The sequence below is a fragment of the Bradyrhizobium sp. 62 genome, from assembly GCF_023073035.1.
Taxonomy (GTDB): domain Bacteria; phylum Pseudomonadota; class Alphaproteobacteria; order Rhizobiales; family Xanthobacteraceae; genus Bradyrhizobium.
The window spans coordinates 917,396-943,380 of sequence record NZ_JADPIT010000032.1 but is presented as its reverse complement, the minus strand read 5'-3'; the positions used below and the strand labels follow the sequence as shown (position 1 = coordinate 943,380).

The following is a 25,985-nucleotide window of genomic DNA, read 5'->3' as shown; positions in this document are numbered from 1 at the left end:
GTCTCTTCCGAAGACGCCGATCCCCCTTATGGGCTTTCAACGGGCGCGGGGACGAGTAAGATGCTGTCTCGTGGTCCCGGAGGCGGAATGAGCCAGCGCAAGTTCATGGGACTTGGCGGCGGTGCGACAGCATCGGGGCCGGGCATTGCGCGAGCGAGCCAACGATCGGCCAACGCAGCCGCCGAGCCCGCCTACGATGATGAGCAAGAATTCCCATTGATCATCGCGAACATGCCCGCAACCCCTCGCCAAAAGGCCTGGGCGGTGGGTGTCGCCGTCTTGCTCATCGTCCTTGCAGCGGCCATCGCGCCGTTCGCCCGGATCCAATTGGGCCAGATCAATGGTTTCGTTCCAGTATTGCAGACCGCGTTGGCCCTGGCCGAATTCATCACGGCAGCCCTGCTGTTTGCTCAATTTTCGATCCAGCCTCAGCGGGCACTTCTCGCACTCGCGAGCGGGTACGTTTTCAGCGGATCGTTCGCATTCCTGCAAACGCTCGCCTTTCCGAACGGATACGCCACCGCAGGTGTCATTGGAAATGGACTGGATAGCCCCGCTTGGCTTTACGTGCTTTGGCACACCGCTTTTCCCGCGGCTATCCTGGTGTACGGATTCACAAAGGATCACTCCGCCGCCGGCCGACCAGGCAGACCTGCAATAGCCGCGATCGCACTAGCTTTCGGCTGCATCGCTGCCACCGTGGCAGCACTGACGTGAATGGTGACCGCGAAAGCCGAATTTCTCCCTAGCTTCTACGTGAACGACGTCAGGCATCAGACCCCTCTCGGTAATCAGGTCAACCTGATACTTTTGCTTTGGAATGTGACCGCTCTCACCGTCCTGTTTGCGCGCATGCGCACCATTCTTGACCTTTGGCTAATGGTGACTTTACTCGCCTACCTGCCCAATTTCCTGGTGGCGATCATCGGCAGTTCGGTTCGGTTCACCATCGGTTGGTACGCAGCACGCGGTTTCGTTCTGGTCGGCAGTTGCATGTTGCTGACCGTATTGCTCATCGAAACGATGTTTATCTATTCGCGCCTTGCCAGCGTCATTGCCCTGCAGCGACGCGAACGAGCGAACCGGCTTCTCAGCATCGACGCGGTCACTGGCGCGATCGCCCATGAGCTGAGGTCGCCATTAGGGGCCATCTCGCTCAATGCTGCGACCGGGTTGAGTCACTTGCGAGCTGCCTCCCCTGAACTCGAGGAACTCGAGAACATCCTCTGTGACATCGAAGCCGACGGCGGTCGGGCGGCTGACATCATATCGAGCATTCGCGAGATTACAATCAAAACGGCGCGCGGCGGCGCTTCGGCAAACGTCGAGGACATCGCGGAGCTTACGCTGAGACTGTTGAAGCACGATCTCCTGGCCAATGGCGTATCAGTGACGACGGAGCTTCAGGGCAACATACCTCCAGTCGCACTGGACGGCACTGAGCTTCAGCAGATTGTCCTGAACCTCTGCAAAAACGCGATTGACGCAATGAGCTCTGTCCCCGCCGACCAACGAGAGCTCCGTCTGAAAACCGCCCTCGATGGTGGCGCAACGGTCCATTTGTCCGTCGAGGACTCGGGCACCGGCATCACACCGCGTCATCAAGAGCGCATCTTCGACCCTTTCTTCACGACGAAGCAAGGCGGTATGGGGTTGGGACTGGCCATCTCCTCCAACCTGGTCGCAAGGTGCGGAGGAAGGTTGAGGCTGGTCAAATCGGACGTCAGGGGCTCCGTTTTCGAGTTGGAGATGCCAATCTCCGCTCCCACTTCGTCGCAATGACACCACGAGACCCTCACGATCGTTCCGCCTTTCGCTCACTTCATAGAGATCATGATCGCGCTAAGGTTGGCGACCGATACGAGGGTGCCAGACGCACTATCTGCGTACGTCGCTCAGGGTTTTGCACCATCGACCTTCTTCCAGGTCTGGTCCGGATCGAATGCAGTCATGCGGGACACGAGAACCTTGGTCCGATAACCGAGATCCTTCTGGTAGATAACGCCCGCACGGTTGACCAGGAAGGTCATGACGCCGGAATTGCCGTACTCGGCAGGCCAGGCGACCAGTGCAAAACCTCCGATCATCTTGCCATTGACCACATAGTTGAGCGCGCCGCCTGGCGCGTTCGACCCCTGCCCCTTCAGGATCCGGAAATAATAGCCGTGGTAGGGCGCCGCACCCTCCTCGGCCTTGTAGCCTTCAGCCGAAGCCTGCGCTGCTAACGCGCCGAGCGGGCTCTGGTCATTGTCGTCACGCCAGAACAACCCGTCCTTCTTGCCCGCGCTGCTGACGATGCGTTGTGCGTACACGCCGGCCCCCTCGCCGCGATCCTTGTCGGCGTAGTCGTTCTCGGCATCGACAAAGGCGAGACTGGTCTGGATGGCGTCGAGCTCATTGCGGCCGATGCGGCGATAGAGCACCTCGATGCGACCTTCGGCGATATCGAATTCCCAGCCGGTCCTGGTGTTGACGAGCGGGATCGGGAACGGGAATTCGTCCGGACCCAACATCAGCATTGCCTTCTTGTTACCCTCCGCTTTGATCGAATGCTTGGCGTCGTACATCGAGGTGAAACGTTTCCGGATGTCGACGTCGGCGACCTCACCACCGGACGAGACGATGTCCTCGGCAGCGCTGCCGAGCACTTTCAGGATAGCCCGTTCCGGTCCGTTCTTGACCGCCGACGCGAGCGCCGCCGCTGCATCCTCCGGTGTCGGATACGATTGCTGCGCCCGGGATGGCGAACTCGTGAGCGCCAGCGCCATGATGGCCGGCAGGGCGACGCGATGAAGCGACTTGAAGCTTATCATGGCATCACCTGCGCAGGAATCGTCGCGCCGCCGGCGAGCCAATCCCGATACGTACGGAATTTTAGACCGAGCTTCTCGTAATAGACCCGGAGATAACCATCGGCTCCGCGGGTAACGGCTTCTGGCTTCACCTCTTCGACTTCCTGCGCAATGACCCCGACATAGGCCTTGTCGCTGCCGATATAGCTGAAGCGGTAGTAACCAAGGCCGCTTGCGAGATGGCCGAGCAGAACGACATCATGCTTCAGCCCGATATCGGAACGCCGTCCGCCACCGCCACCGCGGCCACCGCCACCGCCACCTTGGAAGCCTCCGCCGCCGCCTCGGCCGGCGAAGCTCGCACCTCCGCCGCCGCCACCGCGCGGTCCCATGCTCGCCATGCTCGCCTGGCCACGGGCCGATGCTGCAGCCGCCGAGCGGCCCGACGACACGTTCAGGGCGCCGCCACCCCCGCGGTTCGCTGCCTTGGCGCCACCGCCGCCCTTGGCACCGCCCGCTTTAGAGCTGGCACTTTTTGCGCCGGCATTCTTGGCACCACCACCCTTGGCCGCGCGATCGCCACCACCTTTAGCACGATCGCCCCCGGCCTTGGCACGATCCCCCGGGCCTTGTCGGTCACCGCTTCGATCACCTGCGCGGTCGCCGGCACGATCTCCTGCGCGATCTCCCGCACCAGGCCGATCCTGTCCCGGCTTCTGCTGTCCGTCGCGGCCGCGGAAATCCATCCGGTCGGCGGCGCCGGCCTTCAGATTGCTATTGCCGAAGCGCTGCTGAACATTTGAATTGTTGTAGCGAACGCCCTGGCGATGCGACGGATTGTGTTGCCAGGCGTTTCCGATGTTGGTAGTTCGGTGATTGATATAGACGTTGCGGTTGCCCCAGTTGCAGCCGCCGCCCCAATAATTGCCCCAGCGGCCAATGGCCCAAGCCGTGCCGAATGCAAGACCAGCCGCGACCACACCCGCGCCGATATAGGAGGGATAGCCAAAGTAATACGGTGGATACTCGGTGTAGGGCCACGCGCCGTAGACTGTCGCAGGCTCGTAGTACGGCACGTATATCGTATCGGGAACTGCCGGCTCGATCACGACCACCTGCCTGCTTTCCTCGGTCTTGACGCTGACCTTCTGCTGCGTGGTGGTCACCAGCTTCTTGTTGTCATAGGCCTTGGTGCGCAGCCGCTGCACCGCATCCATCACATCCGGTTGCTGCGCGAGCACGGCGTCGCCCAGCGCCTTGGTCCAGTCGAGCTTGTCGCTCATCATGGTCAACACTTCGGCGGTTGAGGCCAGCGCCTTGACGCTGTCATCCCACGGCTGCTTCTCGACTTCAGTCTTCAGGGCATCACCCTTTAGAGTCTTGCGCTCTTTCAGCCACCGATCGGCCTGAACGACCTCCAGAGGATAGGTAGATGCCGCCAGCACATTGGCGAGCAGTTCGTCGGGATAGAGCGCGATCGGCGCGACCAGAGCTTCGAGCTGCTCGGGTTTGAGCAATTCGGCAACCGCTGGCGGCTGGCTCGCCGTTTGGGCTTGGCTACCTGAGGCCGCCGAAGTGTCCGCGGTTTGGGCTGCCGCGGCCACGGGCATCACCAAGAGCAGCGCCATCGCGATCAGAGTCCTACCGCAACGAAGCATCGCGTCCTCCCTTGAACCCTCGTTGGGCCAAGCATCTTGGACGATCAGTGACCTTTATTGATCAAGATCAAGGAACATGGACCTCTCTCGAAGTCCGCGCTATTCATTCCACGGCCGGCCGGACGTTCGATCCGGTCGAGATCCGATGGCGCCGCTCAGGCGCTGGAGCCCGGGAGCGCGGACAGCAAAACCCGGCGATCATGAATCAGGCTCTGAAGGCGATGCGCAGCGACATTCAGGGTCGTGACATCGAGCGCATTCTCGTCCCCTGCCGCAGCTTTGGCGCGCTGAGCGTGGAGCACCCGGTCGATCTCGACCTCGATATCGGACAGTTCGGCCTCCGCATCGGTCCTGCGTATCCGCGCGCCCAGCGCATACAGCGAGTCCAGGCCTCGTTCGTCTTTAGAGGGATCACGCACCTGAAGGAATTTCCAGGCCGCTGCCAATACGGAGATGAGGCCGCCGAAGATCATGGGAGCGAGGAAGATGATGTTCCCCCATTCGTCCAGAAAGCTCTGCTGCGTTCCGTTGTAGAATGCTGCGGCGCCGGGATGGACCGGGAGGAAGGCGTCCGAATCCGTGCTCGGCGCGGTCATTTGCGAGAGGATCGGCAATTCGCCGAGCAGGTCCCTGCGTGCCTTCATCAGCGCGTCGGCTAGGCTGCCCGCCACCTCTGCGCTGAGCTGCTTTTGCGCGACCACATAGAACGAAACCCGCAGCGTGGTGAGATCCTCGCTCGGGACAGGCGGCGAACCGCGCAGCGTGCCCTTCGGGACATCGAAGCTTTCATAGGCGCGCTGCTTCTCCGCGATGGCACCAGCTGCCTCGACGGGAAGGAGGACCGGCGCGGTCTTCGGCGTCTGCAGAAAGAGGCCGCGCAAGAGGGCCAGATACTTTTCGGCAAGAGGAACGACGATCAAAATCGCTCGTACCTCCTTGGCATCGAGCGCCCGCCGCGCGTCTGCCGGCTGGAGATTGCGGAATGTCACGTTGGCGCGTCCAAGGCCGTATTCGTCGCTGAGGACGTCGACGACCTTGCGATTCATCTCGCCGCCGATCACGCCGACGCTGGTGCGCTTCAGACCAGCGATTTCGGTAATCGAGGAGCCCGGCGGCGCAACCAACAGGACAACGGCATGGGCGAGGACCACGATAGCCTGCGCCTGCGATAGGTCGCCGACGTCACCGCGGACGACAGCAAGCTCGACTTTTTCCGCCGCAAACTGCTCGGCGGCATCAAGCGCGTTGGTGGTTTCCACCAGCTTGAGCCGGACCGGCGCGTTCGCGACGGCAAGCCGGCTTGCCAACGCCGATACCAGACGCGTGGCTTCGCCATCCAGCGATCCGACCGCGATGGTCAGCGTCGTCGGGCGAGAGTACCAGCGGTAGCCGAACAGGCCAGCTCCAAGCACAAGCACAACAGCGCTGGCGACAATGATAGAACGAAGCCAAACCGGCATTCTCGCAGGGACCATGTGGCGCTCACAGTTGATATGCGCTCGGTGGTCGGACTGGCTCATGAGGCCAGACCGGCTCAACTGAGGCGCATCGCTGAACCGAAGTGCGATTCAAACCAAAGCGAAGCCTGTCAGTGCCCGCTCAGCACCAGCGTTTTGATCGGCAGCAAGAGCGCCTGAATTCTCAAGAGCATGGCGTGCACGAGGCCAACACCATCGACGACGTGCAAGGCAATTGCCCGCCCCGTGCCCGTCTCCTTCGCGGAGATCTCCTCATGATTGCTGGTATAGGCATTGACGATGCAGCTGCTGCCCGGCGTCACGCCTTCTAGCCCGCCCTTGTAGAGCGGCTCCAGGAAAGCCAGAATCGTTCCAGGTCGCCCGACATTCTGCGCCTCGATCAGTTGCTCGCCGGTTCGGAACTGCCCGGCCGCGATGAAATCCTGGACGCTGGTGACGACCATGGGAATGATCACCCACGGCTTCGAGATGCAGGTTGCTTCCGCCACCATGCCGACCTTCATCACCTGCGCCTCGATCTGACCAAAGCCGGCCTGCAAGGCGCGCCTGCCGGCACCGTCCGGAACCAGCACACCGGCCGGGCGCATCAGCTGATTGACGACATCGCCGGTGCGGACCAGGAATTGCTCCACGCGGCCGTCGACCCCGGCGCGAACAAAGGTCTTGTCCAAATCGACCTGCGCTTCCGCCAACGCCGCCTGGGCGCTCGCCTTTTCAGCCGGCAACAGCGTTGAAAGTCGCAACGTCGCTGACGTCTTGGACGCGGTGGCAGAGTCCACACCAGCCTGCCGCTGGTTGACCACGACCTGTAATTTCTCGATATCGCGCTGCGGGACGATACCGGGGTTGCGGCGCTGCAACTCCGTCTTGACATCCAGTTCGTCCTTTGCTTGCTGAAGGCTGGCCTTGGCTTCCTGGATTTGCGCTTCGGCTTTGACGACGTCGTTTTCGGCGCTTGTCATCGCAGCGTCGACCTCGGCGATCTTGCGGGTGGCTGTTTCCAAAGCAGCCTTCTGCTTCGAACCGTCCAGCCTGAACAGCACGTCACCCTTCTTCACGGCCTCGCTGTAGCCGACATTGACTTCCGCCACCCGGCCGGAGCCCTCGGGCAGGATCGGCACCGTGCGAAAATAGAGCGTGGCCGAGGTGGTTGACGGGTGAAAGTAGAAGATCATGGTGATCAGAGAAATCGTCAGCATCAGGCAGCCGGTGATGCCCCATCGCAATTCATACCAGATGGAAAAGAAGGTGATCTCCTTGCCGAAACGTTTGCCCTGGGCATAGCGGCGGTAGAGGTAGTCCGGCAGGATGGTCAGGAGGGAGCAGAACATGAGCTCAAACATGGCTATGCTCCTTCTTGGCGATCGGCTTCTCGACCGGCGGCAAGCCTGGTAGTTCGGGCTCCCGACCCTCACCTGGCGCGGCGTCAGCGATCCTCTCGACCGAGCCTGCGATACTCCGCAGCGGCGTGCCGAAATCTGGCAAGTCGATCATCGCGAGCAGAAGGCCGGCCACCCAGAAAATGTGCATGTGCGTAAAGAGCGAGATGATGCCCAGCACGGCCACGATCTCGAACTGCAGCTTCTGCGACTTGTGCGCCATTCGTTCGGGCAGGCTGTGCAGCTTCCAATAGAGCGTACCGACCCAGAGCACGGTGCCGACCAGGAAGATTCCCATCACGACCATCAACACGTCCGTGCCGCTTCCCGGCGCGAGATAGAACGGCAGATGATGCGGGGCCATCGGATGAAGTTGCTCGCTCAATGGTCGCCTCCACAGAAGGGATCAGGGCGGTCTGCGCGCCGGCTCGTTACCGTGGCCGCGCAGGTGAGAAAATTGCTTGATATGAATCAAAGGTCCGAACGGCGCGAAACCTAGCTTAGCCCTGACTCCGCTCCCACAGCAAGCCAGGAACGTACCAATCATGCCCGGCATCGATGAGCTCATTCCCAACGCACTGCAAATTCGCAAGGAAGCTGCACTCGAGGAAGCCAGAAAGGCCGAGGAATATGTTCGCCTCGCCGCCGCGGCCGAAGCCGAGAAGCGCGACTTGATCGAACGGCTGAGCAAACCGTCCGGCAAATCCGAGGAGGAGAAAATCAAGCTCGCCTCGACCATCATCCAGCGCGCGGTTCGCAACGGCCTGACCGAAGTGCAGGTCTATCGCTTCCCGAACACTCTGTGCACCGACAAGGGCCGCGCGATCAACCAAATGGAGGCGGGCTGGGAGAAAACGCTGACGGGAATTCCAAAAGAGATCTTCGAGCTCTGGTCCGAATACCTCAAGCCTCGCGGCTATCGCATCGGCTATCAGGTCATCGAATTTCCTGACGGCGTGCCCGGCGACATCGGCGTCATCATTTCCTGGGGCGACTGATCACGTTTCGGCCGAGTTAAGAGAAGGCGGAGCGGCATGGCAAAGGACGAAGCCTCAGAGCGGATGAAACGCAAGGACTACGAGAAGGAGCTCGAAAAGCTCCAGATCGAGCTTTGCCATCTCCAGGATTACGTAAAGGAAAACAAGCTTCGAGTCATCGTCCTGTTCGAAGGCCGCGACGCGGCCGGCAAGGGCGGCACGATCAAGGCGATCACCGAAAAGGTCAGCCCGCGCGTATTCCGGGTGGTGGCGCTGCCGGCGCCATCGGATCGCGAAAAGACGCAGCTTTTCTTCCAGCGCTACATGAAGCAGTTTCCGGCCGGCGGCGAGATCGTGATCTTCGACCGGAGCTGGTACAATCGCGCCGGCGTCGAATATGTCATGGGGTTCTGCTCGCCCGCCGAGCACGATCGTTTCCTCGCGCTCTGCCCGCAGATGGAAAAGTACGCCATCGACGGCGGCATCATCCTGATCAAGATCTGGCTCGAGGTCGGGATGGACGAGCAGGAGCGCCGCTTCAACGCCCGCATCGACGATCCGGTGCGGCAATGGAAGCTGAGTCCGATGGACCTCGAATCTTTCAAACGCTGGTATGATTATTCGCGCGCGCGCGACCTGATGCTCAAGAAGACGAGCACGAAGGACGCGCCTTGGTACATCATTCGCTCCGACGACAAGCGGCGGGCGCGGCTGAACTGTATCGCGCACATCCTGGAGGCTATCCCGCACAAGCGGATCAAGAAGGACAAGGTGAAGCTGCCGAAGCGTTCAGACAAGGGGCGCTACAATGACCAGGCGGTCCTGCGCGCGATGAACTTCGTCACCGAACGCTATTGACGAGGTGATCGGGCCGCACGGCGGGCGCGGTCCGATCGATGCTGCCGACGGACTTCGCTGGGCCCGTCAGCAATGCATTCTTTCAATACGGGTACTGATTGGGACAGACCCAGTTGCCATACGTGTCCTGATAACAACCGTTGTTGTAGTTGTTGTTGTAGTATCCATAGGCGCCGGCGGCGGCCGCACCGACGGCAGCAGCACCGTAAGCCGCGCCTCGATAGCCATATCGCGGATAGCCTCCAGGATAACCGGCGATCGGACGGCCGGGACGGCCCGCAACAGGGTAACCGGGGCGACCCGGACGACCGGCGATCGGATGGCTTGGCCGCGGACCTCCTGCGTAATGGCGTCCGCCTCCGCCATGGATCCGACCGGCGTGAACGGCGCCGCCATGGAAACCTCCGGCGCGCATGCCCCCTCCACCTCCGCGATAGCCGCCACCGCCTCCGCGGCGGGCATAGGCGTCATCAGGAATGAGCGTGGCCGTGAGAAGAACGAAGGTTGCAGCAAGAGCTAGGAGATAACGAAGCATGGCATGTCCTCCTCGGTATGGGTGCCGTGATCCGCTTTTCGACGATGCCTCGCGAAACGCGGTTGGCACCCGAACCTGGCGCTGATCTGCGGCCGCTTCCCTGACTTACGTGCCTGAGAGAAGCAGCCGCCATTCTGGCTTGAACGCCGCGACTGCCAAAGCGGCCCGACTGCCGCTCTAGCGCTTCAAACTTATCGTCACGCCCCCCACCGCAGCTGACAGCTCGGCTCCGACCTTCGGTCCGCTGAGCTGCAGAATCACGCCGTTGCCGTTTTGCAGCTGAACGGCACCTGCGCCGGCGGCGATGGCACCGCCCGCCCCGCCCACAGCATAGGAGCCTTCGATCGACTCCGGCCCCCTCAGGTTGAGGGCGCGGCCGACCAGCTTGGTGGTCGAGGCGCCGATCGTGAAGCCGACGCTCATGCCCGAGACGGTGAAGGGATATTTGTGGCCCCGGAGCAGCAGAACGCCCTCGCCGCCACCGACACCAACGATGAAACCGCCCTTGGTGAAGACAACGGCCACCTGACCGGTCTCTGCCCGCGAGGGCGTGCTGAAGCCGGCGACGCCTGCCAGCGAGGCGACCAGGGCGGCATAGATAGCGACTTTTCTCATGAGTTTTATTTCCTCTGGTTGTGACGCCGAGCTATTGAGCCAGGATCATCGCGAAGTAGCCGAACACGGTGAGCAGAATGCCGGACACCGCGTAGCCGACCGGGAATCCGATCCAGGGCACGGAGCTCTGGATTTCCACCGCGGCTTCACGGCACGGACCGGAGTGCGACCGCGCACCGGCAACGCCGCCCATCAACACGGCCGGATTAATTTTGAACACGTGATAGCCGATTGCCCAGACGATGAACGGCGGGATCGTGCAGGCAATGAAGCCGGCGACGAAGATCTTCAAGGCAACCGCGCCCGTGAGTTGCGCCAACAGTCCGGCGCCGGCATTGATACCGACGATGGCGACGAAGACCACGAGGCCGAGATCCTCCAGCACGTTGCGCGCCGCGTTCGGCGTATTGCCGAAGAAGCGGAGCCGCGAGACCAGCGACGAGACGATCACGCCGGACAGCAACAATCCACCGGCATTGCCGAGGCCGATCTTGGCGCCGAAGGCTGGAAATTCGATCATCCCGATCAGGAAGCCGATGATCATGCCTGAGGCAAGCGTCAACAGGTCGGTCGAGGTGTTGGTCCGCGCAATACGTCCCCACATCTCGCCGAGCTCGCTGACTGCCGACTTGATGCCGACCACCGAGACGATGTCCATCCGCTGCAACTCAGTCTTGAGACCCGCAGGGATCTGTACGCCGCCACGTTCCACCTTGGTGACCTGCAGCTGGCCCGCGATGGCCGTATCGCGGAAGGATTCAAAGGTCCGTCCGGCCATCTCCTTGTTGGTGACGAGGATGTCCGCCTGATCCATGGGAATGCCGAGCGTCTTGGCGTCGGCAACCTCGGGACCGATCAGGCCCATCTTGTCGGTCAGATGTTCGGTCGAGCCGCCGAGCGCGACGACGTCGCCCTTTTGCAGGACGAATTCGGGATCGGCGCCCTGCGGCTCTCCGCCGCGCGCCACGTTGACGATGCGGTATTCGGGATTCATCACACGGAATTTGGCGATGCTCATGCCGACCTGGGCCGGGTTTTCGAGCCGGTAGGCGCGCAGGCCGAACTGCCGGTAACCCGTCAGGCCGCCGCCTTCGAGATCCTTGACGCCGAACTCCTGCTCGTACTGCCTGGCAGCCGCCTTGGCGTCGACGCCCCACCAGCGCGGCAGGTACTTGCAGATCAAGATGATGCCGACCGTGCCCCAGATGTAGGTGATGCCGTAGGACAGCGCGATCATGCCCGACGCGTCCTCGGCCTTCATGCCGTCAGGAAGCTTCACGACACCGGAGGTGATGGCTTGCTCGGCCGAACCGATCGCGGCCGACATGGTCTGCGACCCCGCCAGCATGCCGCCGGCGGCCCCGATCGGCAGCGCGAAGAGTTTTGAGCAGATGACGACAAGCGCCAGACCAAGGACGCTCGACACCAGGGCAAGGATACAGAATTTCAGCCCATCGCCCTTCAGGCTGTTGATGAAGGACGGCCCCACGCGCAGGCCGACGCCATACATGAACAGATAGTAGAAGAGGCTCTTGGCAAAGGTGTTGAGCTCAAGCTTCACGCCGTAGGTCGAGGCCCAGACCGAAAGGGCTGCGCCCACTACGATGGCGCCGGCAACCATGCCGAGGCCGTACCCCTTGATGCTGGCCCGGCCGATCCAGACGGCGAGCCCGACGACGAAGAACAGCAACAGAAACGGGTTCTGCTGCAAGAACGTGAAAAACCCTTGCATGTCCGTCCCCTTTATTATGATGCGGCCTTCAGCTTCGGCGCGGCGCCGGGCTTGGGCCGACCGATCTTTGCCAGGGCTTCGGCGCGTACGAGCTTCAGCCCTTCCTTGGCGTCGTAGCCGTGGATTTCCTTCACATCGAGCTTGCGCATGAAGTCGATGGTTTCCTGGGTGATGACCTGCCCCGGCACCATGATCGGGAAGCCAGGCGGATACGGGATCACGAAACTCGCGGAGACGAGGTCCGGCCCGGCCTTGAGGCGACGGTCGATCTCGGAATCGCCGAGCCGGATATATTCGCATCCCGCTGCGTCATAGGCCGAGTAGAAGCCGCTGCGGATGTCGCCCTCGTTGGTCTTGGTGCCGGCATCGCCACGGAAACTGTCGTGAAACTGCGAGAAGTTCGGCAGGTCGGGCACATCGGTCATCAGACTCTTGACCCGCGCATCGAAGGTCTTCTTCGCATTGGCACCGCCCTGAACCAGCCCGCGGTCGACCTCGCCCGCGATCTCGGCCAGCACCCTCACCAGATGCGCAACATCGCTACGGGTGTTGTTGATGTTGGACTGGAATAGCACCGAATTGCGCGACGTCTTGTTGATCTGGATATTGTAATCATTGGCAAGGATGCCCTTGAACTGCGTGCCGTCGTAGCCGGCGGTGCCGCACACCAAGGTCATGCGGGTCGGATCGAGGCAGAACTCGTCGTCGTCCAGGCTCTTCAGGATGCTCGCCCAATTCATGCCTGTTGCGAGATAGTCGGTGAAGCCGCTCTGGCGATATTGCGCCGGCACCATCGCGTCCGCGCCGAGAATCCGGAAGTATTTCGAGATCAGCGGATTGCCGTTGACCGCCCTGCGGATCGCGAACGCGATTTCGATCGCGTTGGCCACCAGGCCGTAGCCCTCGAGCTCCATCTGGCGACGCGAGACGTCGAGGCTGGCGATGAGCTGCTGGTTCGGGCTGGTCGACGCGTGCGTGAACACCGCCTCCTTGAATTGCTGCTCGACAGTGTGGAATTCGACGTCCTTGACCGACAGCATCGAGCCCTGACGGATCGCCGACATCGACTTATGGGTCGAGTTGGTCTGGTAGACGCGCAAGCGGATCTGCCGCGGATCGGGAACCAGTCGGGTCTTGAGCAGTACCTCATCCGACGGAGTCTTGCCGAGCTCGGCCTGCTGCTTCTCGTAAGCCGCGACCGATTTCGGGTCGTGCATCCAGGCCTCGATCTCGTTGGCGGCGCCCATCGCGGTCCGTCGCCGCAGGAACGGCGAGAAGCGCGCGAAGCCGAACCAGGCTTCGTCCCACAGGAAGATCAAATCCGGCTTGATCGCGAGACATTCCTCCATCACCCGGCGGGTGTTGTAGATGTGGCCGTCGAAGGTGCAGTTGGTCAGGTCGAGCATCTTGACGCGGTCCAGCCGGCCATCGGCCCTCGCGTTCAACAGCGCCTGCTTGATGGTCTTCAGCGGCACCGCGCCGTACATCGAATACTCCGTCATCGGGAACGCTTCGACATAGATCGGCTGGGCGCCGGCCAGCACCATGCCGTAGTGGTGCGACTTGTGACAGTTGCGATCGACGATCGCGATGTCGCCCGGCCCAAGCAGCGCCTGCACTGCCATCTTGTTTGAAGTCGAGGTGCCGTTGGTCACGAAGAACACGCGATCGGCGCCGAGCGCTCGCGCCGCCTTGTCCTGTGCTTTCTTGATGGTGCCGGTCGGCTCCAGCAGGCTGTCGAGGCCGCCGGTGGTCGCGCTGCTTTCGGCCAGGAACAGGTTCAAGCCGTAGAACTCGCCCATATCGCGGATCCAGTCCGACCTGAAGACAGACTTGCCGCGAGCGATCGGCAGCGCGTGGAACGTGCCGATCGGGCGTTGCGCGTATTTCTTGAGATTGTCGAAGAATGGCGTATCGAAGCGGTCCTGGATCCCTTCGAGGATAGAGAGATGGAGCTCGAGGAGCTCCTCGATGGAGTAGAATATCCGCCGGACCACATTGGCTTCGGGGTTCCCCGCCATTGCCTCCACGTCGCGATTCGACATCAGATAGATGTCGAGCTCGGGACGGACCCGCTTGATGACGTGCGCGAGCCGGAGCGCGGACGCGTCCGCCTCGTCATTGATGCCGGCGGCGGCGGTCATGGTGCGGAGTATCGGCGCGTCGTGACGCGAGCGTAGGCCGAAACCTTCGTTGATGACGACGGCGGCGATATTGGGGTTGAGCATTGTCGCGCAAAAGGCGTCTTCGAGGCTGCCGACGATCACCGGCTCATAGACGAAAGAATCGACCGGACGGCGCAACTTGCGCCATTCGGCAGCGAGAGCCGGCCACTTCTCGGAGGAGATGCCGGTGACGACCAGCGTTTCGAAATAGGGTCGCCGGGCTGCATGTGAGCCGAAAGTCGAGGACACGAGTTCGGGTGCGTCGCCACTGCCGTCGTCCTTGGGATCCCAATCGCCGGCATGTTGGCGGAAGGATCTTGTCATCAGGGCCTGCGTAATCCGCGTCGCAAGACCAACTGAACCCGCCGCATCCCCGGCCGAGGCCGCTTCGCGCAAAGCGGCCATCAGTTGTAGCCCGGGATACCCGTGAAACTCTTCAATGACGGAGAGATCGGCCAGTGCCGCATCGTACCTGGCGCGATCGCCGGCGCGCGCCCATGCTTTGGCTGCTTCGACCAGATCGCGCCAGTCGTCCGCCCGGCCGCCGGGCCCGGAAATGAACTGATCGATGCGCTTTTCTGCAGCCTTGGCGTCCTTGGACATGTCTCTCTCCGGATCTTTGCGATGTCACGGCTAGGATCGTGGTGCCCGCTCACCTCGGTCTATTGATCCAAGTCAAGGGTCGAGCATCTTGAAGAGGCCTGGAGTAATTTCCGGTGCGACATCGTCCAAAGCGCTGCCGCATGACGGATCGAGGACGATGGTGAGATCGCATCAGAGCCGACCGGCCAATAAGTCGGGCGGATCCTACGGATTGGGATCAGATGATTGTCCGGTCATGCTTTCCCCGAGCACGCTGTCGACCGAACGAAGCCACGCCCCGCTGTCGGTCTTTTCCGCCAGCCCCTCAGCCCGCAGCAGATCGCGCAATTGCGCGTGCGCGCCGACGATGCGGAAGGTGATATTTCGGGAGGCGAGTTCGTCATAGAGATCATGCAACATGCGCGCGCCGGCCAGATCGATGTAGGGTGACGCCGACAGATCGCAGACAACCAGCCTGACGCCGACCGATAGCGGCAAGGTGCCTAACACTGTTTCCAGGATCGTTTCAGCATTGATGTAAAGCAGCGAGGCTTCGGGTCGAAACGCGATGATGCCGACCAATGGCTCGACGCCATCGTGCCTCGCATTGTCGGAGTAACGGCCGGTACCGGGGAGCCGGCCGAGGAACGCGACATTCGGACGCGAGGCCCGCGCCAGCAGCAGAACGATCGACGCAATGGCCGCCAGCAGGACGCCTTGCAATATCCCCAGGAGCAACACGGCCAGCAGCGCAATCGCCGCGGCATGAAAGTCGATGCGGCTGACTTGCCACATCCGCAACAGCGCGCGGATGTCCACCAGCCTGTAGACGGCGGCAAAGACGATCGCCGCAAGCACTGCCTTGGGCAGGTTCGTCAACAACCCCGTGAAGAACAGCAGGCATAGCGCAAGCGTCACCGAGCAGATCACCAGAGCCAGCGGCGTGCGCGCTCCGGCATTGTCGTTGACCGCGGATTGCGACAGCCCGCCGGCCACGGGATAGCCGTGGCCGAAGGCGGTAACGAGGTTCGCCGCGCCCAGCCCCAAAAACTCCTGCCGGACATCGAGCGCATAGCCGTGTTTGGCAGCAAAGCTGCGGGCGGCGGAGACGCCTTCGATATAGGCCAGCAGCACGCATCCCGCAGCCAGCGGGAAGAGCTCGTCGGGCTCCAACAGGCCAAAACTCGGCAACCCGATAGCCGGCAATCCCTCTGGGATTTTCCCGGTGACCGGAACGCCAAGGGACGGAAGGCCAAGCAATGTCGCCACGACAATCGACAACGCCATGATCGTGAGCCCGACCGGCCTTCCGGGCAGCCGCCGTTCTCCCACCAGCAGGAACAAGAGCGCGAGGGCTCCGATCGCCAGAACCAGCCAATTGATGCCGCCGAGCTGACCGGCGAGCTTGATGGCGCGATCAAAAAAATTGTGACCGCCTCCGGCGACGCCGAACAGGCTCGGCAACTGGCTCATCATGATGGTAAGTCCCGCGCCGGCCTTGAAGCCGACCAGGATACTGTCGCTCACCAGGCGGACGAGAACGCTGAGCTTGAACAACCATGCGATCAGGCACAGCAGCGCTACCGCGCATGCGGCCAGGCTTGCGATCTCGGCGTATTTCGCCGCGTCTCCGCCGGACAATGTCCCAACCGTCGCCGCAATCATCAGCGAGATCGCCGAGGTCGGACCGACCGCAAGCTGGCGCGACGACCCGAGCAGCGCATAGCCGATGCCACCGAGCATGTAGCCGTAGATTCCGATCTGGGGCGGCAGGCCCGCCAGCGTGGCATAGGCCAGTGACACGGGGATCGCATAAGCCGCGAGGGTGATTCCGGCGATCGCGTCCGAACGCAGCCAGGCACTGTGATACCCCGCCAGCCAAGCCGCGGGCGGAAACAGGAAGGGCCGGCGCGATCTACGGTCCGATGAGGTCATGGGCTGGCCTCGTCGTCCGGACTTTCGCAACGCAACAGCACAACCAGGAGCGCGATCACGGGGACACCGAGCGCCAGATCCGGGATCTGCTTGGTCGCGAAGGCGCCAAGAGCGGCGCCAAGGCCGAACGTGATGCACAAGACAGCAAAAATGCCCGGCGGCCGTAGCGAGCCATTCCGGGAGGCCACAGCGAACATGCCTTCAATCGCTTGCCGCATGTTGCCCGTGATCATGACGGAGCTGTAGAGCACGCCCTCAACCCTCGTGAAAACGGCGCTCTGTACGGCGGCGACGACGAAATCCCAAGCGTTCCCGCGAGATCCGGCAAGCGATTGTGCAGGACTGCGATGATGACGAGCAGGAGAATCTCGAGCAGCGTGCTGATGGCACTGGCGCGCTCGCGCGCCGCCCGACGCAGCCATGACGCGGCGACAATACCGACCGCGAACGCAAGGATCGGTGGGACGAAGTGGAGCGCCTTCGTCCAGTCGCCGACCGAGCCATGGACCCACAGCAGGACGAGATTGGCCGTCTGGGCGTTAGCCATGACGCCGTGGATGATCCACGTATAGGCGTCGAGGTAGCCACCGGTGAAGGCCAGCAACAGCGCGACTGGCAGCGTTTCGTCGCGGCGTATCGACGAAGCAGCGGTGGCATCCATCGTGCTCATGTCCCAACGTCGGGTTCTGAAATCCTGCGTTTGAATAGGGAGCGTCTGGCCGATCGCGAGGGTTGATCTGGATCAAGCATCGCCGGGTATCACCAACCAGATTGGCGCAAATGGCTGGAGGGCCTGCACCATGAGCACGGTCAGATGGATCATCTCCGCCGCCCCGGAAATCTTCCTGCTGCTGTCAGTCGCGCTCGGGACCATTCTTGGCCGCGTCCGGATCCGCGGCTTTTCGATCGGCACCACGGCGTGCACGCTCATCGTTGCCGTCCTGATCGGGCAGCTCGGCACCTTCACGTTTCCTTCCCTGCTCAGGGTCATTCTCTTCAGCCTGTTCGTGTTCACGATCGGCTACCGGTCCGGACCCGAGTTCTTTGCCTCGCTGAGCATCCGGACCCTGGCTCAGGTCGCGCTCGCGCTCGTGCTTGGTGGTACCGGCCTCATCATCGTTCTCGTATTTGCCCATGTGTTCGCGCTCGGTCCCGGCACCGCCTCCGGTCTTGCAGCGGGAGCTCTGACACAGTCGTCGGTCATCGGCACCGCATCTGGCGCGCTAGCCCAGCTTGGACTGGCCAAAGAGGTGCTGCACCAGCAGGACGCCAATATCGCCGCCGGCTACGCCGTCACCTACGTGCTCGGCTATATCCTCACGCTCCTGTACGTGCCGTTTGTCGCGCCGAAATTGATGGGGATCGATCTGAAAGCGGAAGCTGCAAAGCTCGAGGCGGAGCTTTCGGGTGGCAACCCGCAACAAAATGAGAATCTGCATTATCGAAAATTCCAGGCGCGCGCGTACCGGGTGTCGGCAGCGGCGGGACGGACCGTCGGCGCCGTCGAAGACGAGATCGGCAGCCGCAGCGTGATCGAGCGGATCGTGCGCCAGGGCGCCGATGTCGAGCCGCATCGCGACACCGTCCTTCAAGTGAGCGACGACATCGTCATTGCGGGACGCACCGCCGCCATTGTCGCCGCGAAACCGATTGTTGGCACAGAAATCGACGCCGATGAGATCCTGAAGGCGCTTCCGGGCAACGTGATCGACGTCCTTGTCGACAATCGCAAGCTCCACGGCCGCTCCGTCAAGGACGTGGCCGATCGTGTCGGCGATGCCGCACGAGGCGTGTTCCTCCGAACGTTGACGCGAATGGGACGTGAAGTCCCCTTGAGCGCGGACACCCGCGTCTATGTCGGTGACGTCATGACGCTGGTCGGCAGCACCCGCAACATCGAGCGCGCCGCCTCGCATGTAGGACAGATTCTGCGCTCCGAAGATCGCACCGACATTGCATTCCTTGCCGCAGGCATCGCCGTGGGTCTGCTCGCCGGTCTCGCAAGCGTAAAGATCGGGTCGGTGCCCCTGACGTTGGGAGGTGGCGGCGGCGCCCTGATTGCGGGGCTCTTCTGCGGCTGGCTGCGCTCGCGGCGGCCGACAATGGGCGCAATGCCGCCCGCAGCGCAGCAGACGCTGAGCGATCTCGGCCTTGGCGGCTTCATCGCGGCGATCGGGCTCGGCAACGGCCACGCAGCCTGGGTCGCGATCCAGTCGCAAGGCATGCTGCTGGTCGGCATGGGCCTGGTGGTCACGCTGGTGCCGCTGATCGTGACGACCCTGTTTGCCCATCGCGTGCTCCGCATGAACCCGGTCATCATCTGCGGCGCGCTGGCCGGCGCCATGACCGTCGACGCCGCCGTTACCGGCGCCTGCGAAGTTGCAGAAAGCCAGACGCCCGTGCTCGGGGTCGCCGTGCCTTACGCTGTCGGCAATGTTGTGCTGACCGTGCTTGGACCGATCATCGTGGCCAGCACTTTCGCCGGTTGAAGGAGGCGCGCGTGAATTTGCGGTCAACAGTGACCTACCTGGCGGCATTGAGCATTTCGGCCTGCTTTCTTGCCCCTGTACGCGCCGACGACAATGTCCGGATCCAGGAAGAGACGTGGGCCCTGCCGCTACCGCTGCCGATGTTCGCCTATGTCGTGCGGCCCGTCGGCGACGGCCCCTTCCCGCTGGCGATCATGAACCACGGCGTGTCGCTCAAGGCCGTCGATCGCAGCTTCTTCCCGCTGGTGGAGTTCCGCGACGCCGCTAAGTGGTTTGCCAAGCGCGGCTACCTCGTGGTGGCACCAGTCGGCACCGGCTACGGCGCAGCCGCGATCGATATTCCCGAGCACGGTCTCTATGGACCGTTCTTCTCCAAGGTCGGAAACTGCACCAATCCGAACTTCCACGACGCCGGGCGTGCGGTGGCGCAGGTCGATCTCTGGATCATCGACTACATGGTGGCCGAGAAACGCGTTCTGCCGATGGACGTGGTCGTCGTCGGACAGTCCGCGGGCGGCTGGGCGTCCATTGCGCTCTCGAGCGCAAACCCACCGCAGGTGAAGGCAATCATCACGTTCGCCGCAGGACGCGGCGGGCGCGTCGACGGCAAACCCAACAACAATTGCGCACCGGACAAGCTGGTCGAAGCAACTGCCGATTTCGGCCGAACCTCGCGGGTGCCAATGCTGTGGTTCTATATCGAGAACGACACGTTTTTCGGTCCGGCCTTGTCGAAGCGCATGCATGACGCCTTTACCGCTGCCGGCGGCAGGGCCGAATATCATCTGATGCCGCCCTTTGGCAACGAAGGGCATTTCTTCATCGGCTCGCCCGACACGATCGCGACGTGGTCACCACTGGTCGAAAAATTCCTCAATGCGCAAAAGTAGCCGCAGACGCCGACGCCTGGAGGCGCAATATGATCAACCCTGCTCTCAAGCCGCGACGTAAGCCTACGCGAGCCCATCTGTTGCTTTTGTTCGCAACGGCTATTGCCGCACCCGCTTCGTCCCAGAATGCTGCAGCGCAACAGCATGCGCGCGAGGCAAAACCCACCGAATTCGCGCCTCGCGGACAGCGCGAAGCCAGAGACATCACCTATGGCGACTGGCGGAAGCTTTGCGTCAAGCCCGGCGGTGCGCCGATGCTGTGCCGGACCTCGATCACCGGCAAGTTTGCAACGGGCCAGATGGCGGTGCGCGTGGACCTGATCGAGCGTGACGCCGACCCCACTGCCCGGCTACAAGTGTTTGTCCCCGTCGGGATGTATCTGCAACGGCCTGCCAAGCTGACCGTCGATCAGGGACATTCCCAGTCGTTGCCCTACACCTGGTGCCTGAGCAATGCCTGTATCGCCGCCGACGCCGCCGATCCCAAGTTCGTCAAGGACATGGAAGCCGGCAAGGCGCTGGTGCTCGAGGTCACCGATTCCAATCTTCTGTCTCTGACGACATCGTTGCCGCTGGCACAATTCGCCTCAGCTCACAATGGCGCGCCCGCTCAGACGCTGGAGCAGGATATCGAGGAGTGAGCAACGGCGAGATCAGTTATGCCCGGCGCAGGCGCGTTCAATGGAGTCGATGAGTGCGCTTGCCGCGAAGGGCTTGGCCAGATAGGCGGCGCACCCGGACTGAATCGCGGCCACTTGATTCGCCTGGCAGTCGTTGCCGGTAATGTAGATGATGGGGGTCGTGGCACCCTCGCTAGCGAGCCTGCGGCGGAGTGAGATGCCCGACTCTCCGTTCAGATTGATATCCAGAACGATGCAGCACGCCTCGTCGATGCAGCCATAACGAAGCAGCGCGGCGGCGGAATCAAAAGCAACCGCATCAAAGCCGTGCTTCCGAAGCAGCCGCTCCAAGCTTCGGCGCATCGATGAATCATCATCCACGACGTAAATCGACTTACGTGCAAACAATGGACCCGTCTTTCTGATTGGAAACCCGGCACTTGCGTCGCAACGACGCTACGCGGCAATGGTTCCTGCGCTAATCCGACGGCAAACGACGCCGGTATGTAGGCGGTCCAGGCCGAACTATGTCAATAACATTTCATATTGGCCCATCGTACAGGTCTCACCGCAGACCTGACGAAGCGCACGAAAATAGGCCTGCATTACGCCTTTTCCGAATCCAGAAGACCGAGCCGCTCGGCAGCGGACACCAGTTCGGCAAACGACAGTACCTGCATCTTAGTCATCACTTGGTGGCGGTGCGCTTTCACCGTACGTTCGGTCGTTCCAAGCTCATAGGCGATCTGCTTGTTGATTTTGCCGCGTACGATCAGGTCGAACACCTGTCGTTCACGCCGCGACAGAGACGTCAAGCGAGAACGCAGCGAATCGAGCTTGCTCTGTTGGCTGCGCACCGCCTCCTGTTGAGCCATCGCGCGCTCAATCGCATCGATCAACTGTTCTGACGATACCGGCTTGGTCAGAAAATCCTCCGCGCCGGCCTTGATCGCACGGACCGTCGTCGCGGTATCGGCATGTCCGGTCAGGAAGACGATGGGCAGCGGCGACCGGCATTGGAGGAGCGAGGTTTGCAACTCCGGCCCGCTCAGGCCCGGAAGCTGCACATCAAGCAAGATACATCCCGGATGGCTGGACCCTGGCGGATCATCCAGTAGCTGCTGCGCGGACGCGTAGGTCACAACTTCATACCCGGCCAGTTTGAGTCGACGCTGGATCGCCATCCGGAAGGATGCGTCGTCGTCCACGACATAAACGAAGCCGGGCAAGTTTTTCTCCCTCGACGGGTACTTCAAATGCAGAAACCAGACGTGCCGTTAATGCCTGAGCAAAGCAGCCAGATTGGGATGCCACAACCGCGAACGGAGCGTCCGTTTTCGGCATATTGCCGCACCATCTGACAGACACTCTGACGGGTTCTCAATCCAGCGCATCGAACCCTACCTGTACCTTGGTACAATGCACCTACAGACAATGGTTGAAAACCCCACTTATGACCTAAACAACCCTCGCGGGAAGCGGATTTTCGGCGGCTCCTTACTCCCGGCCATGGAAATATCGCGCCACCATCAGTTCGGGAGTTGGCCATGTTCGTTCGCACCGCTGCCGACGCCTCTTCGCCGCTTCATTCGCTCCGGGAGCTCGGGCTAAACACCGAGTCAAATCCAATCATCAGTTTAAACGAATTTACCTATAAGAAGGGCTCGGAAGTCTACGGCGAAAAGGAGGCCGCGGAGTACGTCTATCAGGTGAAGAAGGGTGCTGTGCGAAGCTACAAGCTCCTGTCGGACGGCCGACGCCAAATCGGCGCATTTCATCTTGCGGGCGACATCTTCGGGCTGGAAAACGGCAGCGCGCACAGGTTCACGACGGAAGCGATCGTCGACACCACGGTTCGCCTCGTGAGGCGCCAAAGTCTCGAGCTGGTTGCGCAGGACGACGCCGTGGTGGCTCGTAACCTGCTGAGCATGACCACCACCAACCTTCCGCATGCTGAAGACCATATGCTGCTGCTCGGCCGCAAGACGTCGCTGGAGCGGGTCGCGGCCTTCCTGATCGAGATGGACAAGCGGCTGACGGCGGCCGGGATCATGGCGCTGCCGATGTCGCGGCGTGATATCGCCGACTATCTCGGATTAACGCTGGAAACCGTCTCCCGCGCACTATCGCGGTTGCATGAGCTCGGTATCCTCGGCTTCATCGGAAACACTCAGCGCCAAATCGTGCTGCTGGACAGGCTGAAGCTCGCTAGCCTCGATCTCCAGAACTAGACTGGGGCGCCGCGATCGCCGCAAGATGCTCAACCGTCTTGCGCAGCACCTCGAAAAGAACTGCGGTTGACCAACCAAACATCAGGATGCCGTTCATCGCTGTCATGGGTCCCGTCAGCCGCCAGCCCGCCACGGGCGTGATGTCCCCATAGCCGAGCGTGGTGTAGTTCACGAAGGTGAAATATAGCAGATCGCTTCCCGGAGGCGCCGCGCCGACTGTCGCATAGGCGAGCGCCCAAATGAGAACCTCGACAGTGTGCGCGACCATCAGAATGACAGCGGCGGTGACCATCACCGCCATCAGGTGGGACCGGGGCCGCCCCGTGTGCTTCAATCCGGCAGTACGGGCGATGTCGATGGCCGCAACGGTCACCAACGCGTGAATCATGATGTTGATCACGCTGATCAAGGTACCGAGCAGGAATTGGACCGCCATTGCGCACTCCTAGTGCGGACATCGAAGAAGTCGTCCGATGATCCGGCAAGCGCCGACCACGAAACCCTCAAGGCTTGACTGCGACACAGATCAAGGAGAACCGATCACGATGCCCCCTTTGGTGCTGTCGAGCCGCTGTTCATCAGCAGCGTCAACGTGTGTCTCGCGATCATGAGATCCACGTCGGATGGCACGACGTAAACCGGAATGCGGCTGGCGGACGACGATATCAGCTGGGATTGCCGCGCGTTCCGCGCCACATCAAGCTCGACACCGAGCCATGCGAGCCGCTCCGCCACGCGCAAACGGATCGACGCGGAGCTTTCGCCGATCCCGGCGGTGAAGACGAACGCATCGAGCCCCTGCAACGCAGCTGAGAGCATACCGGCGTTAAGCCCGATCCAGTGAACGAAATAGTCGATCGCAAATTTCGCGTTGACATCTTCACTTGCCTCGAGCTGACGGACATCGCCGCTGAGACCCGAGAGGCCGTTCAACCCACAATTTCCGTGAAGAAACTCCTGCACCTTGGACGCCGCCATTCCCTTCTCCAAGATGAGATAAAGCACAACTCCGGCGTCGATCTGCCCTGGTCGCGCTTCCATCGGCAGTCCGTCAATCGCGGTGAAGCCCATGGTGCTCTCGATGCTCCGTCCTCCATGGAGGGCGCACATTGATGCGCCGCTCCCGAGATGCGCGACGATCACGCGTCCCATCGCGATTTCCGGCGCAGCCCTCAGCAAGGTCTTCGCGATGTATTCGTAGGAGAGGCCATGAAATCCATAGCGCCGTACGCCCTCGGCATGAAGCCCACGAGGGATCGCGTAGTGATCGGCCACCGCAGCATGGGCTCGATGAAATGCGGTCTCGAAGCAGGCGACCTGCGGCAGCGTTGGGAAGTCAGTCAGGATCGATCGTATGGGCGCCAGATTATGCGGCAGATGAAGCGGCGCCAACGCGGTCATTCCTTCCAGGCGCGCCAGGATCCCATGATCAATCAGGACCGGCCGGTCATGCTCTGCACCGCCGTGAACGACGCGGTGCCCGATAGCAATGGGGCTGATATGAAGCTCATCCCGCAACCAGGTGCCTGCAATGTTCAGTGCGGCCGGAATATCCGGCACTGCGTCGATCGGATAGCAGCGATTGGCAAGCGGATCGCCGCCGGCGCTGCTCGCTTGCAGTCGCGGGCAACGCCCGATCCCGTCGATCCGTCCCTTGATCTGTTGCCGCAGGCTTCCTTCTCCTTCGATCGAATAGATCCGGAACCTGAGGCGGGAAGAGCCGGCATCGATGACAAGGATAGTATCCATGGCACTCACGTCGCACTCGTCGGAGCATGTCGAAGCCTTGCATCAGCACCGGCGGCCACAGCAGCTGGACCAGGCGGGCCAGACATTTCCACCACCACGTTCCGACCTCGTGGTTGTATCGCTTTACCTGAAAGGCTCGGTCGAATTGATATGGGTCAAAGCTCGATCGCCAGTTTCGCCGGCACGGCACGTTCGGTACGAATCCAGGCCACCGTCAGCTCCCAGACCACAGATAGGATGATAGGTCCGATGAAGAGGCCGATGATCCCATGGAAGAGGGTTCCTCCGATCACCCCGATCAGGATCACGAGCGCTGGCGTGGTCAGGCCGCGGCCCATGACAAGTGGTTTCAGGATGTTGTCGAGAACCGAAACGATCACGAAAAACACCGTCAGCAGGAGCGCGATCGGAAATTCCTTGTCGGTCCAGATCCAGATGATGACCGGCAGGATGACAATAGCGCCGCCTATTTGCACGATCGACAACAACAACACCGCAAATGCCAGCAGCCCCGCGCTGGCGATGCCGGCCACCTTGAATCCGATGCCCGCCAGCAATGCCTGGATGATGGCGACGCCGATCACGCCTTGGGCCACAGCACGGATCGTGGCACCTGCCAGGTCGAGAAAGTGCTCGCTCTGGTCGGGCACGACGCGCGACAGAAAGCTGCGCCCCGCCCCCACGAGCTGAGGTCCATACGGAAACAGCACCCCGGCCACCGCCACCGACAGCAGAAACTTGACCGTACCTACCCCGGCATTGCCGGCAAATCCGAGCAGGGTCGCCGCGAATGGCTTCAGGTAGGGCACCACAGCGCGCAAGAGCGATCGGAGATTGGTCGTCGCTTGGTCCCAGAGATCGAAGAGCTGAGGGCCGATGACGGGCCAATCCTTGAGAGACTGCGGCGGCGAAGGCACGTGCAGTTCGCCAGCCGTCATTTGGGCGGCAAGATCGGTGATCCCGTCGACCGCGCCCATGCCCAGCCAGGTCGCGGGTCCGATCACAACAGCAAGATTGACGAGAGTAAGGATCGTTGCTGCAAGCTTCGGTCGGCCACCGAGAATGTCACTGAGGCGCCGAAACACCGGATTAAGGGCAGCGGCAAGCACGACACTCCAGGCCAATATGGGCACGAATGGGCGGACCAGGAGGAGCGCCCAGATGAGCAACAGCCCCAGCAACCCCAGCCGGATGAGAAGCTGGATGATCTCGTCTCCGGAGAATATCTGGCGGAGTGTTTTCACGGACTCGCCTTCAGCTCATGCCGCGCATGCTGAGGCGAACTAGCCCCTGCTCTCGC

Annotated in this window: 22 protein-coding genes and 2 pseudogenes; 8 read left to right on the top strand and 16 right to left on the bottom strand. The window is 61.9% G+C overall.

Annotated features, from left to right (window positions below):
* Positions 1-60: 60 nt before the first annotated feature.
* Positions 61-1,017: pseudogene (locus tag IVB47_RS33725) on the top strand (MASE4 domain-containing protein); the annotation flags it as partial.
* Positions 994-1,782: a HAMP domain-containing sensor histidine kinase gene (locus tag IVB47_RS35465; RefSeq protein ID WP_346730829.1), complete on the top strand. Its 789-nt coding sequence runs from the start codon at positions 994-996 to the stop codon at positions 1,780-1,782. The pseudogene IVB47_RS33725 and the gene IVB47_RS35465, both read left to right, overlap by 24 nt.
* Positions 1,783-1,895: 113 nt before the next feature.
* Here the strand turns inward: IVB47_RS35465 and IVB47_RS33715 are convergent, their stop codons facing one another.
* The 5 genes from IVB47_RS33715 to IVB47_RS33695 all read right to left on the bottom strand — a co-directional run bounded on the left by IVB47_RS33715 (position 1,896) and on the right by IVB47_RS33695 (position 7,671).
* Positions 1,896-2,813 carry a DUF2950 domain-containing protein gene (locus IVB47_RS33715; protein WP_247468012.1) on the bottom strand — a complete coding sequence of 306 codons (918 nt, stop codon included), beginning with the start codon at positions 2,811-2,813 and terminating at the stop codon, positions 1,896-1,898.
* A complete protein-coding gene (locus IVB47_RS33710; protein ID WP_247468009.1) occupies positions 2,810-4,450 on the bottom strand; it encodes a DUF3300 domain-containing protein in 1,641 nt (546 codons plus the stop codon). The genes IVB47_RS33715 and IVB47_RS33710 overlap by 4 nt, the downstream gene beginning before the upstream one ends.
* A gap of 155 nt (positions 4,451-4,605) precedes the next feature.
* Positions 4,606-5,925, bottom strand: coding sequence for a TAXI family TRAP transporter solute-binding subunit (locus tag IVB47_RS33705; protein ID WP_247468006.1), 1,320 nt, complete (start codon positions 5,923-5,925; stop codon positions 4,606-4,608).
* Between the two features lie 113 nt (positions 5,926-6,038).
* Positions 6,039-7,271 (bottom strand): biotin/lipoyl-binding protein, encoded by a 1,233-nt coding sequence (locus IVB47_RS33700; protein WP_247360152.1) that lies wholly within the window; start codon positions 7,269-7,271, stop codon positions 6,039-6,041.
* Entirely contained in the window at positions 7,264-7,671 is a 408-nt protein-coding gene (locus IVB47_RS33695) for a hypothetical protein (RefSeq protein WP_035962349.1), read from the bottom strand. The genes IVB47_RS33700 and IVB47_RS33695 overlap by 8 nt, the downstream gene beginning before the upstream one ends.
* A gap of 181 nt (positions 7,672-7,852) precedes the next feature.
* On the opposite strand from IVB47_RS33695, the gene IVB47_RS33690 reads away from it, so the two are divergent.
* Positions 7,853-8,305: a hypothetical protein gene (locus IVB47_RS33690; protein WP_247468002.1), complete on the top strand. Its 453-nt coding sequence runs from the start codon at positions 7,853-7,855 to the stop codon at positions 8,303-8,305.
* A gap of 36 nt (positions 8,306-8,341) precedes the next feature.
* Positions 8,342-9,142: a polyphosphate kinase 2 gene (gene ppk2 / locus IVB47_RS33685; protein ID WP_247467999.1), complete on the top strand. Its 801-nt coding sequence runs from the start codon at positions 8,342-8,344 to the stop codon at positions 9,140-9,142.
* An 82-nt stretch (positions 9,143-9,224) separates the two neighbouring features.
* On the opposite strand, the gene IVB47_RS33680 is transcribed toward ppk2, so the two are convergent.
* The 6 genes and pseudogenes from IVB47_RS33680 to IVB47_RS33655 all read right to left on the bottom strand — a co-directional run bounded on the left by IVB47_RS33680 (position 9,225) and on the right by IVB47_RS33655 (position 17,376).
* Positions 9,225-9,677, bottom strand: a complete 453-nt coding sequence (locus IVB47_RS33680) for a hypothetical protein (protein ID WP_247467997.1) — start codon at positions 9,675-9,677, stop codon at positions 9,225-9,227.
* Between the two features lie 177 nt (positions 9,678-9,854).
* Positions 9,855-10,292, bottom strand: coding sequence for a hypothetical protein (locus tag IVB47_RS33675; RefSeq protein WP_027569347.1), 438 nt, complete (start codon positions 10,290-10,292; stop codon positions 9,855-9,857).
* Between the two features lie 31 nt (positions 10,293-10,323).
* Entirely contained in the window at positions 10,324-12,024 is a 1,701-nt protein-coding gene (locus IVB47_RS33670) for a transporter (protein ID WP_247467994.1), read from the bottom strand.
* A gap of 14 nt (positions 12,025-12,038) precedes the next feature.
* Positions 12,039-14,792, bottom strand: coding sequence for a decarboxylase (locus tag IVB47_RS33665; RefSeq protein ID WP_247467990.1), 2,754 nt, complete (start codon positions 14,790-14,792; stop codon positions 12,039-12,041).
* 204 nt (positions 14,793-14,996) lie between these two features.
* Positions 14,997-16,706, bottom strand: a complete 1,710-nt coding sequence (locus tag IVB47_RS33660; protein ID WP_027569344.1) for a SulP family inorganic anion transporter — start codon at positions 16,704-16,706, stop codon at positions 14,997-14,999.
* A pseudogene (locus IVB47_RS33655) lies at positions 16,703-17,376 on the bottom strand (YoaK family protein). The gene IVB47_RS33660 and the pseudogene IVB47_RS33655 overlap by 4 nt, the downstream one beginning before the upstream one ends.
* Positions 17,377-17,506: 130 nt before the next feature.
* Between IVB47_RS33655 and IVB47_RS33650 the strand changes: the two are divergent.
* Genes IVB47_RS33650 through IVB47_RS33640 form a run of 3 tightly spaced genes read left to right on the top strand, consistent with a single transcriptional unit; the run spans position 17,507 to position 20,726 of the window.
* Positions 17,507-19,195 (top strand): transporter, encoded by a 1,689-nt coding sequence (locus IVB47_RS33650; protein ID WP_247467988.1) that lies wholly within the window; start codon positions 17,507-17,509, stop codon positions 19,193-19,195.
* 11 nt (positions 19,196-19,206) lie between these two features.
* On the top strand, positions 19,207-20,085 hold the full coding sequence (locus IVB47_RS33645; RefSeq protein ID WP_247467985.1) for a dienelactone hydrolase family protein: 879 nt from the start codon (positions 19,207-19,209) through the stop codon (positions 20,083-20,085).
* A gap of 29 nt (positions 20,086-20,114) precedes the next feature.
* Positions 20,115-20,726: an invasion associated locus B family protein gene (locus IVB47_RS33640; RefSeq protein WP_247359648.1), complete on the top strand. Its 612-nt coding sequence runs from the start codon at positions 20,115-20,117 to the stop codon at positions 20,724-20,726.
* 12 nt (positions 20,727-20,738) lie between these two features.
* On the opposite strand, the gene IVB47_RS33635 is transcribed toward IVB47_RS33640, so the two are convergent.
* Both IVB47_RS33635 and IVB47_RS33630 read right to left on the bottom strand, forming a co-directional pair.
* Entirely contained in the window at positions 20,739-21,113 is a 375-nt protein-coding gene (locus tag IVB47_RS33635; RefSeq protein WP_247282358.1) for a response regulator, read from the bottom strand.
* Positions 21,114-21,310: 197 nt separating this feature from the next.
* Positions 21,311-21,934, bottom strand: a complete 624-nt coding sequence (locus IVB47_RS33630) for a response regulator (RefSeq protein WP_247467981.1) — start codon at positions 21,932-21,934, stop codon at positions 21,311-21,313.
* Between the two features lie 318 nt (positions 21,935-22,252).
* Here IVB47_RS33630 and IVB47_RS33625 point away from each other — a divergent pair, with 318 nt between their 5' ends.
* Positions 22,253-22,936 (top strand): helix-turn-helix domain-containing protein, encoded by a 684-nt coding sequence (locus IVB47_RS33625; RefSeq protein ID WP_247467977.1) that lies wholly within the window; start codon positions 22,253-22,255, stop codon positions 22,934-22,936.
* On the opposite strand, the gene IVB47_RS33620 is transcribed toward IVB47_RS33625, so the two are convergent.
* From IVB47_RS33620 to IVB47_RS33610, 3 genes are all read right to left on the bottom strand, one after another.
* Entirely contained in the window at positions 22,914-23,372 is a 459-nt protein-coding gene (locus IVB47_RS33620; protein ID WP_247433464.1) for a potassium channel family protein, read from the bottom strand. The genes IVB47_RS33625 and IVB47_RS33620 overlap by 23 nt on opposite strands.
* Before the next feature lie 104 nt (positions 23,373-23,476).
* Positions 23,477-24,685 carry an acetate kinase gene (locus IVB47_RS33615; protein ID WP_247467974.1) on the bottom strand — a complete coding sequence of 403 codons (1,209 nt, stop codon included), beginning with the start codon at positions 24,683-24,685 and terminating at the stop codon, positions 23,477-23,479.
* A gap of 155 nt (positions 24,686-24,840) precedes the next feature.
* On the bottom strand, positions 24,841-25,929 hold the full coding sequence (locus tag IVB47_RS33610) for an AI-2E family transporter (RefSeq protein ID WP_247282356.1): 1,089 nt from the start codon (positions 25,927-25,929) through the stop codon (positions 24,841-24,843).
* Between the last annotated feature and the right edge of the window lie 56 nt (positions 25,930-25,985).

Coding starts and splice junctions, on each gene's coding strand:
- IVB47_RS33615 (WP_247467974.1), bottom strand. CDS start 24,685: ATGGATACTATCCTTGTCATCGATGCCGGCTCTTCCCGCCTCAGGTTC.
- IVB47_RS33620 (WP_247433464.1), bottom strand. CDS start 23,372: ATGGCGGTCCAATTCCTGCTCGGTACCTTGATCAGCGTGATCAACATC.
- IVB47_RS33690 (WP_247468002.1), top strand. CDS start 7,853: ATGCCCGGCATCGATGAGCTCATTCCCAACGCACTGCAAATTCGCAAG.
- IVB47_RS33695 (WP_035962349.1), bottom strand. CDS start 7,671: ATGGCCCCGCATCATCTGCCGTTCTATCTCGCGCCGGGAAGCGGCACG.
- IVB47_RS33660 (WP_027569344.1), bottom strand. CDS start 16,706: ATGACCTCATCGGACCGTAGATCGCGCCGGCCCTTCCTGTTTCCGCCC.
- IVB47_RS33665 (WP_247467990.1), bottom strand. CDS start 14,792: ATGTCCAAGGACGCCAAGGCTGCAGAAAAGCGCATCGATCAGTTCATT.
- IVB47_RS33670 (WP_247467994.1), bottom strand. CDS start 12,024: ATGCAAGGGTTTTTCACGTTCTTGCAGCAGAACCCGTTTCTGTTGCTG.
- IVB47_RS33705 (WP_247468006.1), bottom strand. CDS start 5,925: ATGGTCCCTGCGAGAATGCCGGTTTGGCTTCGTTCTATCATTGTCGCC.
- IVB47_RS35465 (WP_346730829.1), top strand. CDS start 994: ATGTTGCTGACCGTATTGCTCATCGAAACGATGTTTATCTATTCGCGC.
- IVB47_RS33650 (WP_247467988.1), top strand. CDS start 17,507: ATGAGCACGGTCAGATGGATCATCTCCGCCGCCCCGGAAATCTTCCTG.
- IVB47_RS33700 (WP_247360152.1), bottom strand. CDS start 7,271: ATGTTTGAGCTCATGTTCTGCTCCCTCCTGACCATCCTGCCGGACTAC.
- IVB47_RS33715 (WP_247468012.1), bottom strand. CDS start 2,813: ATGATAAGCTTCAAGTCGCTTCATCGCGTCGCCCTGCCGGCCATCATG.
- ppk2 (WP_247467999.1), top strand. CDS start 8,342: ATGGCAAAGGACGAAGCCTCAGAGCGGATGAAACGCAAGGACTACGAG.
- IVB47_RS33710 (WP_247468009.1), bottom strand. CDS start 4,450: ATGCTTCGTTGCGGTAGGACTCTGATCGCGATGGCGCTGCTCTTGGTG.
- IVB47_RS33625 (WP_247467977.1), top strand. CDS start 22,253: ATGTTCGTTCGCACCGCTGCCGACGCCTCTTCGCCGCTTCATTCGCTC.
- IVB47_RS33675 (WP_027569347.1), bottom strand. CDS start 10,292: ATGAGAAAAGTCGCTATCTATGCCGCCCTGGTCGCCTCGCTGGCAGGC.
- IVB47_RS33640 (WP_247359648.1), top strand. CDS start 20,115: ATGATCAACCCTGCTCTCAAGCCGCGACGTAAGCCTACGCGAGCCCAT.
- IVB47_RS33680 (WP_247467997.1), bottom strand. CDS start 9,677: ATGCTTCGTTATCTCCTAGCTCTTGCTGCAACCTTCGTTCTTCTCACG.